The sequence below is a fragment of the Streptomyces zagrosensis genome (assembly GCF_014203645.1).
In the GTDB taxonomy this organism is placed as follows: Bacteria; Actinomycetota; Actinomycetes; order Streptomycetales; family Streptomycetaceae; genus Streptomyces; species Streptomyces zagrosensis.
The window spans coordinates 165,376-181,215 of record NZ_JACHJL010000013.1 but is presented as its reverse complement, the minus strand read 5'-3'; the positions used below and the strand labels follow the sequence as shown (position 1 = coordinate 181,215).

The window sequence follows — 15,840 nt, the reverse complement described above, 5'->3', positions numbered from 1 at the left end:
TCGAGCTGGGGCGTAGCAAGATCGACCGTACGGCCATGATGCATGCGGGTGTTGGCCACCAACAAGGTGTGCCACGCACCGGACAGCGCTGCCTCGTCGCTGCTTAGCCGCTGCCTAGTCGTCGCGTGGACCGCGGGGCCGAGCGCGGCCCACGATCGTCCCGGCGCGGTCGATGCAGATCACGTCCACCGCTACCGGCGCCCCGCGCAGCACCCCCAGCGCCTGCTCGCGCGCGGCCTCGGCTACCAGGTCACCGAGCGGTACGTTGTGCGCCGCGCACAACTGCACCGTCTGAAGGCCCGTGTTGGCGCCTGCCACCGCAGCGGCCAATACCTCGTCGGCGCCACCGCGCCGGGCGAGGCCGGCGAGGAAGTCCTTGTTCACCTGGGAGCGAGCGGAGTGCAGGTCCAAGTGGCCCGCCGCGAGCTTGGAGAGCTTCGCGAAGCCGCCGGCGATGGTGAGTCGGTCCACCGGATGGCGACGCAGGTATTTGAGCACCGCCCCCGCGAAGTCACCCATGTCCAGGAGCGCGTCATCGGGCAGACCGTGCTCGACGACGGCGACCTTCTCCGATGTGGAGCCCGTACAGCCGGCCACGTGCCGGCGCCCCGCCGCCCGTGCGACGTCCACCCCGCGCCGGATGCTGTCGATCCACGCGGAGCACGAGTACGGTACGACGATCCCCGTCGTCCCCAGGATGGACAGACCGCCCAGGATGCCAAGGCGAGGATTCCACGTGCTGCGGGCGATCTCCTCGCCGTGGTCAACCGCCACCTCGATCTCCACGTCGCCGCCCCCGCCAAGTCGCTCCGCGACCGAAGCGATGTGCTCACGCATCATTTGTCGGGGCACCGGGTTGATCGCCGGGTCACCGACCGGCAGCGGCAGCCCGGGGCGGGTGACGGTGCCGACGCCGGACCCAGCCCGGAACACCACGCCCGAGCCGCGGGGGAGTTCCCGCACCGTCGCGCGCACCAGCGCACCGTGCGTGACGTCCGGGTCGTCCCCGGCGTCCTTGACGATGCCCGCCATCGCGCTGCCCGTGCCCAACTCCTCGACCGCCAGCGCGAACGCGGGCTGCTGCCCCTTCGGCAACGTGATCGTCACCGGGTCGGGGAAGTCGCCGCTGAGCAGCGCCGTGTACGCGGCCGTCACCGCGGCCGTGGCACACGCGCCCGTTGTCCAGCCCGACCGCAGCCCGGTGTGCTGTAGCTGCGCCGCCCGTCCTCCCTTGGCCGCCGGCTGACCAGCCGGTTCGGCGGGCCCGGACGGTGCGGGTGGCGCGGGTGGCGCGGGTGGCGCGGGTGGTGTGGACGGTGCAGGTTGCTCGGCAGGCTCGGATGGTTCGGGCTGTCCGTGGCGGGGCTGCTCGTCCTGCTCAGCCATGGGCCGCACCGCCGCTTCGCCGGGCTGCCGCGGGCCCGCGGGGCTCAATCATGCGCACCTCGCGCACCTCGCGGGCCCCGGGCGTCCCGTGCATCGTGTACGTCCTGACCCTGTATGTCCCGTACACCAGGAACACTCCCACCTCGTATGCCTGGGCATCGGATGCCGCCGACCCACGCCGGCCGCCTGCCGGGCGTCGGGTGGCGGCGCGTACCGTAACGCGAGAGCGGTCACGCGCGCCCGTGCGCGTCCGGGGAAGGGGCTCGTCGCCGGCGTGCGGCGCGTGGCCCATCGTCCTCGGCCTCCGGGTGCCGCGGATATCGATCCGCCTCGGGCCCGCCCAGCGGGCGCCCGCACTACCCGTCGAACCCGGGAGCATCACGATGACCGCGGCACCCCATGTGCTGATCCTCGGCGGTACCACCGAGGCCCGTCTGTTGGCAGCGGCTCTCGTGGCGAACACGAGCGATCGGCCGCTCCTGACGCGCATCACTAGTTCGCTCGCGGGTCGGGTCGCCCAGCCCCGGCTGCCCGTGGGCGAGGTGCGCATCGGCGGGTTCGGGGGACCCGATGGACTGGCCCGCTGGATGCGTGAGCAGCAGGTGGACGCGCTCATTGACGCCACCCATCCTTTCGCCGGCACGATCAGTTTCAACGCCGCATCGGCGGCGGCCACCGCCCATGTTCCCCTGCTCGCTCTGCGGCGACCGAGTTGGGTCGCCGGTCCGGAAGACCGCTGGCATGCGGTCGCCTCGCTGGCCGGGGCCGCCGATGCGCTGCCCGGCCTTGGCGAGCGAGTCTTCCTCACTACCGGGCGGCTGGGGCTCGCGACCTTTGCCCCGCTCACCGAGCACTGGTTTCTCGTCCGCTCGGTGGATGCTCCCGCCCCGCCGATGCCGCCGCGCATGGAGGTCCTACTCGACCGCGGCCCCTTCAGCCTGGAGTCAGAAGCCGCGCTGCTGCGGCGCCACCGGATCGAGGTCCTGGTCACCAAGGACAGCGGTGGCCGGGCCACCGCCGCCAAGCTGACCGCCGCCCGCGAGGCCGGCCTGCCGGTCGTGGTGGTCCGCCGGCCGCCCGTACCCGATGGGGTGCCGGTGGCTGAGGACGTGGGGCAGGTCGAGGAGTGGCTGCGTACGGCCATCGGCTGAGCCGCCCCAGCGCCGGCTGCGGAGTGCCCGACGCGCAGGGCGGCCCCGCGCACCGGAACGCCGGGGCGTGGCTCACGCCTCGGGGTAGCGGCGCGGCGTCCACACCACCTGGGTGCCATCGCCCCGCCGTACCGTCCGGGTTTGGGACGAACCCACCAGCAAAATGGTGCGCATATCGACCTGATCGGGCTCCAGGTCGGCCAGCCCTACGATCCGTACGCTCTCCTCGGGGCCGCCCACATCGCGGCCGAGCACCACCGGGGTGTCGGGTGCGCGGTGTTCGAGCAGTAGCTCACGGGCCTTGCCGACCTGCCAGCTCCGACTGCGCGAGCCGGGGTTGTAGAGCGCTAGGACCAGATCGGCTGCCGCCGCCGACCGCAGCCGCTCCGCGATGACCTCCCACGGCTTGAGCCGGTCGGACAGTGACACCACCGCGTAGTCGTGCCCGAGCGGGGCGCCCACCCGCGCGGCAGCCGCATGTGCGGCCGTCATGCCGGGCAGCACCCGCACCGGAACCTCGCGGTACGGGTCCTCGCACGCGGCCTCCAGGACGGCCGTCGCCATCGCGAACACGCCGGGGTCGCCGGAGGAGACCACCGCGACTCGCCGCCCCCGCTGGGCCAGATCGAGCGCGAACTCCGCCCGTACCGCCTCCACCTTGTTGTCCGACGCGTGCCGCCGCTGGCCCGACCGCACCGGTACCCGGTCCAGATAGGTGGTGTAGCCGACCAGGTCGTCGGCCGCCGCCAGTTCGCCGCGCGCCTCCGGCGTCAACCACATCGGCCCCGCCGGGCCGAGCCCCACGACCACGACCTCCCCGCGTACGGCCGAACCGGCGCCCGCGGGGCGGTCGCCGATGGTGTCGGCTGGCGTGTTGGCTGGCATGTTGGCTGGCATGTTGGCCGGGGCAGCGTCCGGTCGGCGGGCGTCGATCCGGCTCGGCAGCAGGGCCATCGAGAAGTACGGCACCGACTCCGGGTCCACATCGGCCAGCGCACCGGTGCGCTCCGCGCTCATGGTGGCCCGCTCCACGTACCGCGCGTCCGCCAACCGCCCGGACCGCTCCAGGGCGCGCCGCACGGTGGGGAAGGTGCGGCCGAGCTTCAGCACGGCCGCCGCGTCGGTGGAGGCCAGCCGAGCCGTCAACTCCTCCTCGGACAGCGTGCCCGGCAGGATCGTCAGCACCTCCTCGGCCTCCACCAGCGGGCTCCCGATGCGGGCCGCCGCGGCGCTCACCGAGGTGACGCCGGGGATGACCTCCGTCTCGTAACGGTGCGCGAGCCGCTTGTGCATGTGCATGTACGAGCCGTAGAAGAGTGGATCGCCCTCGGCGAGCACCGCCACCGTGCGACCCGCGTCCAGATGCGCCGCCAACCGAGCGGCGGCCTCCGTGTAGAAGTCCTCCATCGCGCCCCGGTAGCCGCCGGCGTGATCGGTGGTCTCCGTGGTGATCGGGTAGACCAGCCGTTCCTCGATGTGGTCCGGCCGTAGCTGCCGCTCGGCGATGGAGCGCGCGATGCTCCGGCCGTGCTGGGCGCTGTGGTACGCGACCACATCGGCACCGGCGATGACCTCGACGGCCCGCAGCGTCATCAGGGACGGGTCGCCGGGGCCGAGCCCGACGCCGTAGAGCTTGCCCGTGCCGCGCTCGATCGCGCCGGCCGCCGGCTCCTGCTGCTCGCTCACTCTTCCTCGCTCGCTATCGCATTGATCGCGGCGGCGGCGATGGCACTGCCGCCCCGCCGTCCGCGCACCACTAGATGATCAAGCGCCGCCGGATGATTGGCCAGCGCCTCCTTTGACTCGGCGGCGCCGATAAAGCCGACCGGTACGCCGATGACCGCCGCCGGGCGCGGCGCGCCCTCATCGATCATCTCCAGCAGCCGAAACAGCGCGGTGGGCGCATTGCCGATCGCCACCACCGAGCCTTCGAGCCGGTCGCGCCACAGCTCCAGTGCGGCGGCGCTACGCGTGGTGCCCAACTGCCGGGCCAATGCGGGGACGGCGGGGTCGGTCAGGGTGCACAGCACGTCGTTGTCCGCTGGCAGCCGCTTGCGGGTCACCCCGCTCGCGACCATGTTTGCGTCACACAAGATGGGCGCACCGGCGCGCAGCGCCGCGCGCGCGGCGGCCACGACCTTCGGCGTGTACGCGAGGTCCTTGACGAGGTCAGTCATGCCGCAGGCGTGGATCATCCGCACCGTGACCTGGCTGACGTCGGGCGGCAGGGCGTCCAGCGCGGCCTCGGCGCGGATGGTGGCAAAGGAGGCGCGGTAGATGGCCGCGCCGTCCTTTTCGTAGTCGAACACTGTGTCCTCGATGTCCCTTGGTCTGTCCTCGGTCAAGCCGGGCCGGCGCGTTCCCGCCCGATCCGGCCCCGTGCGTGCTGGGGTGGCCGTTGACTGTTTGGTTTCCTCGCCGGGTGCGGCGCCCCGGTTACGGCACGGACCTCGCCGCCGACACGACGTCCGCCAGTTCCACCAGCCGGGTCCGTGGTGCCAACTCCGTTGCCTCGGTCGGTGCCGCCTGGTCGTGCGGTGGTGGCTGCACCACTTGTGCCGCTTGTGCTGGTTGGGCTGTTTGTGCTGGCTGCGTCGGCTGTGTCGGTTGGGTCGGTTGGGTGGATACATCCGCTGGCTGGTGCGGCAGCGCCGTAGGCTCCGTACCCGCCACTGCTACGCGATAGCCGTCCGGGCCCGCCAACACGTCCACCCAGTGGCCGCGCGGATGTCCGCACCGCCGTTCGCAGCCGGACCAGTACACCGGCAGCCGTAGCGGGCGGTGTTGGGCACCAGGTGCACGGTCGGCGTCGCCTTCCGGCGCACCGCCGAGCAGGCCGGATGCTGGCCGGTTGCGCATTGGCCGGCTAGGTGCCGGTAGGCCGGATGCTGGTACGCCGGATGTTGCCAGCACGCTGGCCGCGTCGGCTCGTACGTCGGCCAGTGACTTGGCGCAGCCCGGGCGGCCCGTGCACGCCCCGGCTCCGTACCAGGGAGAGGCGGCGTCGGTGATGAGGCCCGCCTCGGCCAACTCGCGTAGTGCGCGCCGGGCCTCCGTCACGGCGAGCCCTGGGACGAGTACGCCGCGCCAGGGCGTCACCCGCAGCTCGGACCGGCCCGTACGAGCAGCAGCCGTCAGCAGCCGCCACTGCACAACGGACAAACGGCCCAGCGGCGCGGCCACACTGAGCGCGGCACGCTCCCCGCCCGGCGCGAACACCAGCCCCGGGACCGGGTCACGGAGCGGTTCGGCTACCGGTGTGGTGGCGGCATCGGTGGCGGACAGCGGCTTGGCATCGATGTGGGCGCGAGCCAGCGCAGCGCACAACCGCCGTTCCGTTACCGCGTGTTCCTTTGGCAGCTCCCACATCCGCCATGCCGTCGCACCGCTGTCCGCTGCGGTCATGCTCTCCCGTACGGCCATGAGGAAGTCGAGCGCGGCGACCAACGCGGCGCGCGGCCCGTCTTTCGCCCGTACGCGCAACACGACGGGCCCCCGCACGGGCATCCGGCCGGCCTCCGGCACAGCGGGCACAGCGGGCAGCGCAGCGCCAGTCGCCGGGCCGGGCGCAGCCTGCCGTGGTGCGTGCTGCGGTACGCGCTCAGTGGCCACCCGCAGCAGCGCCTGACCATCCGGCTCTGCGATCAATGTCACATCCGCGTCCAATGCCGCCACGTCGCCCCGGCCGTCATCGACGGCGAACAGGAAGCGCCCCGAAAGACCCGCCGCTGCGGGCGCCGCGCACAGCAGCCCGTCCAGTTCCCGCGCCCAGCCTGCGGCATCGGCATGACCTGCGCCATCGAGCCCCGCCAGCGGCGAAGCGGCGACATTACGGACTCGTTCATGCGTATCGGACGGCAGCAAGCCGGCCGACCGCAGCCGGTCGGCCAGTTCGCCGCCGCACGAGGAGTTGAGCCCGCGGAGCTGGACGTTTCCCCGCGAGGTCACATCGAGCGCCCCATCGCCCAACTCCTGTGCCACCGAGCCGAGTACCGCCGCCTGCGCGGCGGTCAGCAGCCCACCGGGGAGCCGGACGCGGGTCAGAAAACCATCGTCGGCCCGGTGTAGCCGCAGGGCGCCGGGACAGGCGTCATCGCCCGTGCGGCTGCGCGGTTCCTCCCCAGTTGGGGCGGTTGTCGGGGTGAGGGGCATGGCGGCGAGCATACCGACGATCCACCCCGCTGATGTGTCCCGTACCAGGTCAGCCCGCTCACCACAGCCGGGCGTCAGAGCCGTGCCCGGCAACCGGCGCCCGCGCGGTGCCGCCCTGGCCCGGTATCAGGTGCCACCCCCGCACCGCGACTACCTGTCGGCGAACGCCGTGTGACCGGCGAGGGAGCCGGCGACGCCGCGCCAATCGGGTCGTTACTATGCTCCCCGGCGGGCCTCCCGGCCCGCTGACGCCAGCGACGGCGCCAGGGGAGGAAGCCGGTGCGAACCCGGTGCGGTCCCGCCACTGTGAGCCCGGCAGCGATGCCGTGCGAGCCAGGAACTCCTGCCGTCCTCTCCACCCGCCCGGGGCGCGGACCCCGAGGAAGGCTGCTGCCGCATGATCCTTTTGCTGTCTACGTCTGACACCGACCTGCTCAGCGCTCGTGCGGCCGAGGGCCCAGTGCCCTACCGGCTCGCGAATCCGGCCCGGCTCAACCTGGACGACCTGCCTGCCCTGCTCGACGGCGTCGAACTCGTCGTCGTGCGGCTCCTCGGCGGCCTACGCGCCTGGCAGGAGGGGCTTGACCTGCTGCTCGCCGGCGACCGCCCGGTCGTCGTGCTCACCGGCGAACAGGCACCGGACGCCCAGCTGATGGAGGCGTCCACCGTCCCCATCGGCATCGCCGCCGAGGCACACGCCTACCTCGCCCAGGGCGGACCCGCCAACCTCGGCCAGCTCGCCCGCTTCCTTTCCGACACCGTGCTGCTCACCGGCCATGGCTTCGATCCGCCGCACGCCGCGCCGACCTGGGGCGAGCTGGAGCGCACCGCACGCCCGGACGCCAGCGGACCACTGATCGCGGTGCTCTACTACCGGGCCCACCACATGAGCGGCAACACCGCGTTCGTAGAAACGATGTGCACGGCAGTGGAGGACGCGGGCGGCCGGGCGCTGCCGCTGTTCGTCGCCTCGCTGCGGGCCCCCGAGCCGGACCTGATCGAGGCGCTCGCCCCGGTGGACGCCGTGGTGACCACCGTCCTCGCCGCGGGCGGCACCAAGCCCGCCGAAGCATCCGCCGGCGGCGACGACGAATCCTGGGACGCGGGCGCGCTGGCCGGACTCGACGTGCCCATCCTCCAGGCGCTGTGCCTCACCGGCACCCGGGCCGCCTGGGAGGCCAGCGACGAGGGCCTGTCCCCCCTGGATGCCGCGACGCAGGTCGCGGTGCCCGAGTTCGACGGCCGGCTTATCACGGTCCCGTTCTCCTTCAAGGAGGTGGACGAGGACGGGCTGCCGGTGTACGCCGCCGACCCCGAGCGTGCGGCGCGCGTCGCAGGCATCGCCGTACGGCACGCCCGGCTGCGCCACATCCCGGCCGCCGACAAACGCCTGGCCCTGGTGCTCTCCGCGTACCCGACCAAGCACTCCAGGATCGGCAACGCCGTGGGCCTCGACACCCCCGCCAGCGCCGTCGTGCTGCTGCGTAGGCTGCGCGCGGAGGGCTGGGATCTCGGCCCGGAGGAAGGCGAGGACGCCCTGCCCGGGCTCGCCTCCGGCAAGGGTGACGAACTGATCTACGCGCTGATCGAGGCGGGCGGCCACGACCAGGAATGGCTCACCGAGGAACAGCTCGCACGCAACCCGGTGCGCATCGCCGCCGCCGACTACCGCCGCTGGTATGCGGGTCTACCGCAGCAGTTGCGGGACTCCGTCGAAGAGCACTGGGGCCCGCCGCCCGGGCGGATGTTCGTGGACACCAGCCGTGACCCGGAGGGCGAGATCGTGCTGGCCGCCCTGCAACGCGGCAACCTCCTCGTGCTCATCCAGCCGCCGCGCGGCTTCGGCGAGAACCCCATCGCCATCTACCACGACCCCGACCTGCCGCCCTCGCACCACTATCTGGCCGCCTACCGCTGGATCGCCGCCTCCCAGGAGGAGGGCGGGTTCGGCGCCGATGCCATGGTGCACCTGGGCAAGCACGGCAACCTGGAGTGGCTGCCGGGCAAGAACGCTGGCCTGTCCGCCGCCTGCGGCCCGGACGCCGCGCTCGGCGACCTGCCGCTGATCTACCCGTTCTTGGTCAACGACCCCGGCGAGGGCACCCAGGCCAAGCGCCGGGTGCACGCGACCCTCGTGGACCACCTGGTGCCGCCGATGGCCCGCGCCGAGTCGTACGGTGACATCGCCCGCCTGGAACAACTCCTGGACGAGTACGCCTCCATCGCCGCCATGGACCCGGCCAAGCTGCCCGCCATCCGGGCCCAGATCTGGACCCTCATCCAGGCCGCCAAGCTCGACCACGACCTCGGTCTCGCTGACCGGCCAGACGACGACGGGTTCGACGACTTCCTGCTGCACGTTGACGGCTGGCTGTGCGAGGTCAAGGACGCCCAGATCCGCGACGGGCTCCATGTGCTCGGCGGCGCCCCCACCGGGCCCGCCCGGGTCAACCTGGTCCTGGCCATCTTGCGGGCCCGCCAGATCTGGGGCGGCACCACCGCGCTGCCCGGGTTGCGCGAGGCACTCGGCCTCGATGAGTCGGCCGCCACCAGGACCGGCGCCGACGAGGCCGAAGAACAGGCCCGCACGCTGGTGCAGGCCATGGAAGACGCGGCCTGGGACCCCGCCGCCACCGAAACGGTGTGCGAGACGCTCCCGGCGCAGCTGCGCAAGGGCGTTGTCGCCATCTTGGACTTCGCGGCCCGCGAGGTGGTGCCCCGGCTGGCCCGTACCACCGACGAGATCGACCACGCCGTGCACGCGCTGAACGGCGGCTTCGTGCCCGCAGGACCCTCGGGATCGCCACTGCGCGGCCTGGTCAACGTGCTCCCCACCGGGCGTAACTTCTACTCCGTTGACCCCAAGGCGGTGCCCAGCCGGCTCGCCTGGGAGACCGGCCAGGCGCTCGCGGACTCCCTCCTGGAGCGCTACCGCACCGACAACGACGGCACGTGGCCGCAGTCCGTGGGGCTGTCCCTGTGGGGTACCAGCGCGATGCGCACCGCGGGCGACGACATCGCCGAGGCCATGGCGCTGCTCGGTATCCGCCCGGTGTGGGACGAGGCATCCCGCCGCGTCACCGGACTCGAACCCATCGCGCTCGACCAACTCGGCCGCCCGCGCATCGATGTGACGCTCCGCATCTCCGGTTTCTTCCGCGATGCGTTCCCGCACGTCATCGGCCTGCTGGACGACGCGGTACGGCTCGCAGCCTCGCTCGATGAGCCCGCCGCCGACAACTACGTACGCGCCCACACCCAAGCCGACCTCGCCGAGCACGGCGACGAACGCCGCGCCACCACCCGCATCTTCGGCTCCCGGCCCGGCACCTACGGCGCGGGCCTGCTCCAACTCATCGACAGCCGCGACTGGCGCACCGACGCCGACCTCGCCGAGGTCTACACCGTCTGGGGCGGCTACGCCTACGGCCGCGGCCTCGAAGGCCGCCCGGCGCGCGCCGAGATGGAAACCGCCTACAAGCGGATCGCGGTAGCGGCGAAGAACACCGACACCCGTGAACACGACATCGCCGACTCCGACGACTACTTCCAGTACCACGGCGGCATGGTGGCCACCGTGCGCGCGCTCAAGGGCACCGCCCCTGCCGCGTACATCGGTGACAGCACCCGCCCGGAGACGGTGCGCACCCGCACCCTGCACGAGGAGACCTCGCGGGTCTTCCGGGCCCGCGTCGTCAACCCCCGCTGGATCGAGGCGATGCGCCGCCACGGGTACAAGGGGGCCTTCGAACTCGCCGCGACCGTCGATTACCTCTTCGGCTACGACGCCACCACGGGCGTGGTCGCCGACTGGATGTACGACAAGCTCGCGCAGAGCTATCTGCTCGACCCGGAGAACCGCGCCTTTCTCCAAGAGGCCAACCCCTGGGCGCTGCACGGCATGGCGGAGCGGCTCCTTGAGGCGGAGAGCCGCGGGCTGTGGGCGGAGCCCGACGCGGAGACGCTGGCCGCGGTGCGTGAGCTGTACCTGGAGACCGAGGGCAACCTCGAAGACGGAGCGGCAGGCAAGGGGGGCGATGACTGAGCGGCTCGCCACCTTGGAGTCGGTGGCCTGGCTGTGCGTACGCGACGGCCGACTGCTCGCCGTACGCACCAAGGGGCGCGATCTGTTCTATTTGCCCGGCGGCAAGCTCGAACCGGGCGAGAGCGGGCCGCAGGCCCTGGCTCGCGAACTGGCCGAGGAACTGGGCGTGTTGGCCGACCCCGGCGCCCTGGTCGAGTCATGTGTCATCGAGGACGAGGCACATGCCCAAGGCGGTCGCCCACTGCGCATGACCTGCTACACGGGCCCGGCCACGGGCGAGGCGCGCCCGGGCCGGGAGATCGCCGAACTTGGCTGGTTCGGGGCCCGTGCGGAGCACGCCACCCGCTGCGCACCGGCGATGCGGCAGGTTTTGACGCGCCTGGCTGCTGATGGACTGGTGACGCGCTAGCCAGTACGCGCCCACGGTCGCGGTCCCGCGGTGCGGGAGGTGCAACAAGGCCGCGGAGGGCGCGGTGAGGACGGGAACAGCACCGAGATAGACCCGCATCGGGCGGGGCGCGGCCGAAAGGTCGCGCCCCGCCCGATGTCTGTCCACCGCGCCCCATTGGCCCCCGGCCGCGTGCCCACACATCGGCGGATACCTGAGCTTTGGTCCGCTCGACACTGCGCTGGGGAAACCAAGAACCACTGTTCCTGCCGTAATATGACCAGCACTCATCTGGCCGCAAGGCAAGGGTCGAGATCCGCGCGTGCGCGTCAGCTCAGTGGGGGGAGAGTTCCGCACTCGCGCGGATTCCAACTCATGAGATGAGGTGGCGAAATGGTCGCTACGCAATCCGGTCACGAACGCTCTGACTGGCTTCGTAAGGCGGCTGGGCGATTGGCAGTGGCCATCGGAGCGAAAGCTCTGTGGGTCCTTATCGTCAAGCTGTTCGACCGTGCCGGAGTTGATGCCTGACTCCGGGTGAGGCGGAACAGGTCCCTCGCCACCCCACGCGCACCGAGGCGGCAGCCTCTCGCAGCGAGGGAGGGGCCTCCGCCTCGCTGTCCTGTAGGGCCCCTTGGGCCTTGGGCCGTCCCGCTCGCCCGCCGGCTCTCGGCACCTGCGCGGTGGGTCACATTGCATGTCGTAGGACGCCCGCCGCGGTCCGGAGGCGACACCTTCCCTTCACACGAAAAACGTGTTGACCCGGGCCGGCCAGGCCGGGGTACGTTTCTCGCATGCATAACCCACAGATCTACGGCTGATACGGCGGCGGGCGCAGCGCCTGTCCCGCCCGCGCCCAGGCGAGTGCGCAGTGTGACCGGCTCTGCCGTCGCGCCGCACCCCGGGTGCCGGCTTGTCGTATCCACCACCCGTAGGACTGCACCGGGAGAACACCCATGTCACGCCAGCGTGCCCATATCGCCATGATCGGCATCCCCGCCGTCAGCCACACCCTGCCCAGCCTGGAGATCATCCGGGAGTTGGTCACCCGTGGCCACCGGGTCACCTACGCCAACGACAAGGCCGTAGCCGACCTGATCATCCCGACCGGCGCCCAACTAGTCCCCTACCGCTCGACGTTGCCGGTGAGCGACAACGACTGGCCGCACGACCCGATCGCCGCCATGAGCCTGTTCCTCGACGACGCCATCCAGATGCTTCCGCAACTACGCGTCGTTTACGCGGACGACCCGGCGGACGTCTACCTGTACGACATCGGCGGCTACGCCGCTCGCGCGCTCGCCGAGGCGCAGGGCGCCCCCGCCGTGCAACTGTCTCCCAGCTACGTGGCCTGGGCCTCCTTCGAGGAGGAGGTGGGAGCCCAGCTCAGGCAACTTCCGGGCGCCGACGCGTACTTCGAGAGGTTCACGGCGTGGCTGGCGGAGTGCGGTGCCACGACGACGGACGCCGAGAGCTTCGGGGGCCGGCCGCGGCGGGCGGTGGCCATGATTCCGCGGGCTATGCAGCCGCACGCCGACACGGTTGACCCGCGGATCGTGAGCTTCGTCGGGCCGTGTTTGGACGGTCCGGACGGCCCAGACGGCTCAGACGGCCGTGCGAACCAGGGCACCTGGACGCGTCCAGCCGACGCCGAGAACGTGCTGCTGATCTCGCTGGGCTCGGCCTACACCCGGCAGGTGGAGTTCTACCGCCGGTGTTTGGTGGCCTTCGGTGACCTCCCCGGCTGGCATGTGGTGCTACAAATCGGCAAGTACACCGATCCGGCCGAGTTGGGGCAGATTCCAGACAATATCGAGGTACACGCGTGGGTGCCGCAGGTGGCGATCTTGCGGCAGGCCGACGCGTTCGTCACGCACGCCGGGATGGGCGGCTGTAGCGAGGGGCTGCACAGCGGCGTCCCCATGATCGCCGTGCCGCAGGGCGCCGATCAGTTCGGCAACGCCGACCGCCTGGTCGAGCTGGGGGTGGCCCGCCGCATCGACACCGAGGACGCCACGGCCGATGCGCTGCGCGCGGCTCTGCTGGAGCTCACCGCGGACCAGGAGGTCGCCCGCCGTCTCGTCTCGCTGCGCGACCAGGCTCGGGCGGAGGGCGGTGCTCGGCGCGCAGCCGACCTCATCGAAGCGGAGCTCTCGCGGGGCTGACCTGCGCCCGGCACCCTTCCACCTCCTTCCGCGCCATCGCGGCGTGGTGATGGCGGCGGGCCGCGGCGGGCTTGGGGCGTGGCCCCGGCTCGCCATGTGCCCCGCGGCTCGCCACGCGGCTGCGGCGGGCCGCTAGTCCAGGGTGGGCCATGCGGGGCGGTGGACCAGTTCGATCCACTCCTGGTCGTACACGCCCGGTACCGTCCTGCCCGCTGCGAGCCAGTGCTCCGCCAACTCCGAGTAGATCGGCATCACGGGCGGTTGGGGCCGCGGTGGCCCGGGCGGAAAGTCCACGCGTACGGGCTGGCTCACCAGCATCGGCGCGGGCATCGGCTGAGCCACGGGCCCGGGCATCGGCATCGGCTGTGGCTGTGGCTGTGGCTGTGCCCTCGGCATGGAATGTGCCATCGGCGCCGGTGGGGGCAGCGGCCGACGGCGAACCGTTTCCTCATGGGTGGTGTACTGCGTCTGCGCCTCAGTGGATGGGCCCAGGGGGCGTCGGCGGTGGGGCGAGGTGGCGCGCCGCGTCGTTGTCACACCAGACCAACGGCGACCGGCGTACGCCGGTCACGATGGGGGCTCCTGCCTCACCCACATCGGCGGACGCTCGAACGGGACATCGATGGCTTGATCGGCGTCCGTTCGTGCGGCCGTAATGACGGCTGTGGAAGGGCCACCAGATTGCCGCGGCGACGCGCGGGGGAGTGGACTAGACCTCTGGAGCGGTACGGGGTACAAATAAGACGCGCGGGAGATCACTGTCCGCGCTCCACAGCGCCCGTTGGGAGGCACCTACATGTCGGCGACGACTGCGGCTCAGCACAACGATCAGCCGGGCCGGATCATGGCCGGTGAGATGGCCGAGCAGCCCGAGGTACTGCGTCGCATTCTGCGTGAGGGCGCGCCGCGCATCCAGGAGGTGGCCGCGGCCATCGCGGCCCGCCACCCCCGCTTCGTCCTGCTGACCGCGCGCGGGACCTCGGACAACGCCGCCCTGTACGCGAAGTACCTCCTTGAGGTGCAGCTCGGCCTGCCGTGCGGGCTCACCTCGATGTCCACGACCACGGCGTACGGGGCCAAGCCCGACCTGCGCGACGTGCTGATGATCACCGTCAGCCAGTCCGGTGGCTCGCCCGATCTGGTGGCCTCGGCCCGGGCGGCCCGCGAGGCGGGGGCGATCACCCTCGCGGTCACCAACAACGCCGGATCGCCGCTGGCGGAGGTCTCCGAGTACCACATCGACGTGCTGGCGGGCGAGGAGAAGGCGCTGCCCGCGACGAAGACGTACACCGCCGAACTGCTGACCCTCTACCTGTTCGTGGAGGGGCTCGCCGGAGGCGACGGCGCGGCGGCCAAGGTGCTGCCGGACCTGGCGCAGCAGATCCTGGCCCGGCAGGAGGAGGTGCGCATCCTGGCGGGGCGCTACCGCTTCGCCGAGCGCATGGTGCTCACCTCGCGCGGCTATGGGTACCCAACGGCCAAGGAAGCCGCGCTCAAGCTGATGGAGACCAGCTACATCCCCGCTCTGTCCTACTCCGGCGCCGATCTGCTGCACGGCCCGCTGGCCATGGTGGACAACGTGTCGCCGGTCATCGCCATCGTGACGGACGGACGCGGCGGCGAGGCGCTCCAGCCGGTCCTTGAGCGACTGCGGGGCCGCGGCGCCGACCTGGTCGTCATCGGTACGCAGGCGGAGGCGGCGAAGGCGTCGGCCGGATTCGCGCTGCCCACCGAGAACGTGGCGGAGGAGGTCCAGCCGATCCTGGAGATCCTGCCGCTACAGATGCTGGCGTACGAGGTGACCATCGCCCGGGGGCAAGACCCGGACGCGCCCCGTGCCCTGGCCAAGGTCACCGAAACCCACTGAGCCATGTCATATCGCCGTGGTGTGCCGACGGGCAGCGACAGCGCTCGTCGGCCGCCGCGTGCTCGGGCCGTCGCCGTGCCCGGCACTTCCTACCCTCGCTGTTGAAAGGCTTTCCATGTCCCTCGTGATGTCCCCGCTGGCCGGGCGTGCCATCGGTCTCGCCGCTGTTCCTGACCCGGTGTTCTCCGGTGCGATGGTCGGCCCCGGCACCGCCATCGACCCGGTACGCGAGGAGGGCGTGGCCGTCGCTCCCGTGGGCGGCGTCATCGTCTCGTTGCACCCGCATGCGTTCGTGGTCGTCGATGGGGAGGGCCACGGGGTGCTCACGCACCTGGGCATCGACACCGTCCAGCTGGCCGGCGAGGGCTTCGAACTGCTGGTCAGCAAGGGCGACACCGTAGAACTTGGCGACCCGGTGGTGCGCTGGAATCCCGCCGAGGTGGAGCGCGCCGGGAAGTCGCCGGTGTGCCCGGTGGTTGCCCTTGAGGCCACCGCCGATGCGCTCAGCGAGGTCGTGGAGGAGGGGGAGATCGCCCCGGACGGCGTTCTCTTCCGCTGGCAGTAGAGCAAGAGCGGGTGGCCGTGGCCACCCGATTGAGGTGCGGGGCGGGGCAACCGCCCCGCGTCGGCGTGTCCGCGCCACATACGCGGACGCGGATGCGCGGGTTTCGTCGGGTGGAACGGGA

The 15,840-nt window shown here is 71.8% G+C and carries 12 protein-coding genes and 1 riboswitch; of the genes, 7 read left to right on the top strand and 5 right to left on the bottom strand.

What is annotated here, in order from left to right; genetic code table 11:
* Positions 1 to 114: 114 nt before the first annotated feature.
* The gene (locus tag FHS42_RS23710; RefSeq protein WP_184575168.1) at positions 115 to 1,386 is read right to left on the bottom strand and encodes a cobalt-precorrin-5B (C(1))-methyltransferase; all 1,272 of its coding nucleotides are present in this window, start codon (positions 1,384 to 1,386) and stop codon (positions 115 to 117) included.
* A gap of 383 nt (positions 1,387 to 1,769) precedes the next feature.
* On the opposite strand from FHS42_RS23710, the gene FHS42_RS23705 reads away from it, so the two are divergent.
* Positions 1,770 to 2,537: a cobalt-precorrin-6A reductase gene (locus FHS42_RS23705; RefSeq protein WP_184575166.1), complete on the top strand. Its 768-nt coding sequence runs from the start codon at positions 1,770 to 1,772 to the stop codon at positions 2,535 to 2,537.
* A 72-nt stretch (positions 2,538 to 2,609) separates the two neighbouring features.
* Here FHS42_RS23705 and FHS42_RS23700 read toward each other — a convergent pair whose 3' ends face one another.
* The 3 genes from FHS42_RS23700 to FHS42_RS23690 form a co-directional block, all read right to left on the bottom strand.
* On the bottom strand, positions 2,610 to 4,223 hold the full coding sequence (locus FHS42_RS23700; protein WP_184575164.1) for a precorrin-2 C(20)-methyltransferase: 1,614 nt from the start codon (positions 4,221 to 4,223) through the stop codon (positions 2,610 to 2,612).
* Positions 4,220 to 4,846 carry a precorrin-8X methylmutase gene (locus tag FHS42_RS23695; RefSeq protein ID WP_184575321.1) on the bottom strand — a complete coding sequence of 209 codons (627 nt, stop codon included), beginning with the start codon at positions 4,844 to 4,846 and terminating at the stop codon, positions 4,220 to 4,222. The genes FHS42_RS23700 and FHS42_RS23695 overlap by 4 nt, the downstream gene beginning before the upstream one ends.
* Positions 4,847 to 4,973: 127 nt before the next feature.
* Positions 4,974 to 6,689 (bottom strand): ferredoxin-like domain-containing protein, encoded by a 1,716-nt coding sequence (locus FHS42_RS23690; RefSeq protein ID WP_246495292.1) that lies wholly within the window; start codon positions 6,687 to 6,689, stop codon positions 4,974 to 4,976.
* On the opposite strand from FHS42_RS23690, the gene FHS42_RS23685 reads away from it, so the two are divergent.
* From FHS42_RS23685 to FHS42_RS23670, 4 genes are all read left to right on the top strand, one after another.
* Complete coding sequence (locus FHS42_RS23685) at positions 6,688 to 6,864, top strand: hypothetical protein (protein WP_184575160.1); 177 nt, start codon at positions 6,688 to 6,690, stop codon at positions 6,862 to 6,864. The two genes, FHS42_RS23690 and FHS42_RS23685, sit on opposite strands and share 2 nt — an antisense overlap.
* Before the next feature lie 94 nt (positions 6,865 to 6,958).
* Positions 6,959 to 7,032: riboswitch (cobalamin riboswitch) on the top strand.
* Positions 7,033 to 7,086: 54 nt separating this feature from the next.
* Positions 7,087 to 10,734, top strand: coding sequence for a cobaltochelatase subunit CobN (gene cobN / locus FHS42_RS23680; RefSeq protein ID WP_184575158.1), 3,648 nt, complete (start codon positions 7,087 to 7,089; stop codon positions 10,732 to 10,734).
* The gene (locus FHS42_RS23675) at positions 10,727 to 11,143 is read left to right on the top strand and encodes an NUDIX hydrolase (protein ID WP_184575157.1); all 417 of its coding nucleotides are present in this window, start codon (positions 10,727 to 10,729) and stop codon (positions 11,141 to 11,143) included. The genes cobN and FHS42_RS23675 overlap by 8 nt, the downstream gene beginning before the upstream one ends.
* A 935-nt stretch (positions 11,144 to 12,078) precedes the next feature.
* A complete protein-coding gene (locus FHS42_RS23670) occupies positions 12,079 to 13,287 on the top strand; it encodes a macrolide family glycosyltransferase (RefSeq protein WP_184575155.1) in 1,209 nt (402 codons plus the stop codon).
* Positions 13,288 to 13,419: 132 nt separating this feature from the next.
* On the opposite strand, the gene FHS42_RS23665 is transcribed toward FHS42_RS23670, so the two are convergent.
* Positions 13,420 to 13,629 (bottom strand): hypothetical protein, encoded by a 210-nt coding sequence (locus FHS42_RS23665; protein ID WP_184575153.1) that lies wholly within the window; start codon positions 13,627 to 13,629, stop codon positions 13,420 to 13,422.
* Between the two features lie 454 nt (positions 13,630 to 14,083).
* On the opposite strand from FHS42_RS23665, the gene FHS42_RS23660 reads away from it, so the two are divergent.
* Together FHS42_RS23660 and FHS42_RS23655 are read left to right on the top strand one after the other, a co-directional pair.
* Positions 14,084 to 15,154, top strand: coding sequence for an SIS domain-containing protein (locus FHS42_RS23660; protein WP_184575151.1), 1,071 nt, complete (start codon positions 14,084 to 14,086; stop codon positions 15,152 to 15,154).
* 115 nt (positions 15,155 to 15,269) lie between these two features.
* Positions 15,270 to 15,719, top strand: coding sequence for a PTS sugar transporter subunit IIA (locus tag FHS42_RS23655; RefSeq protein WP_184575149.1), 450 nt, complete (start codon positions 15,270 to 15,272; stop codon positions 15,717 to 15,719).
* Positions 15,720 to 15,840: the final 121 nt, after the last annotated feature.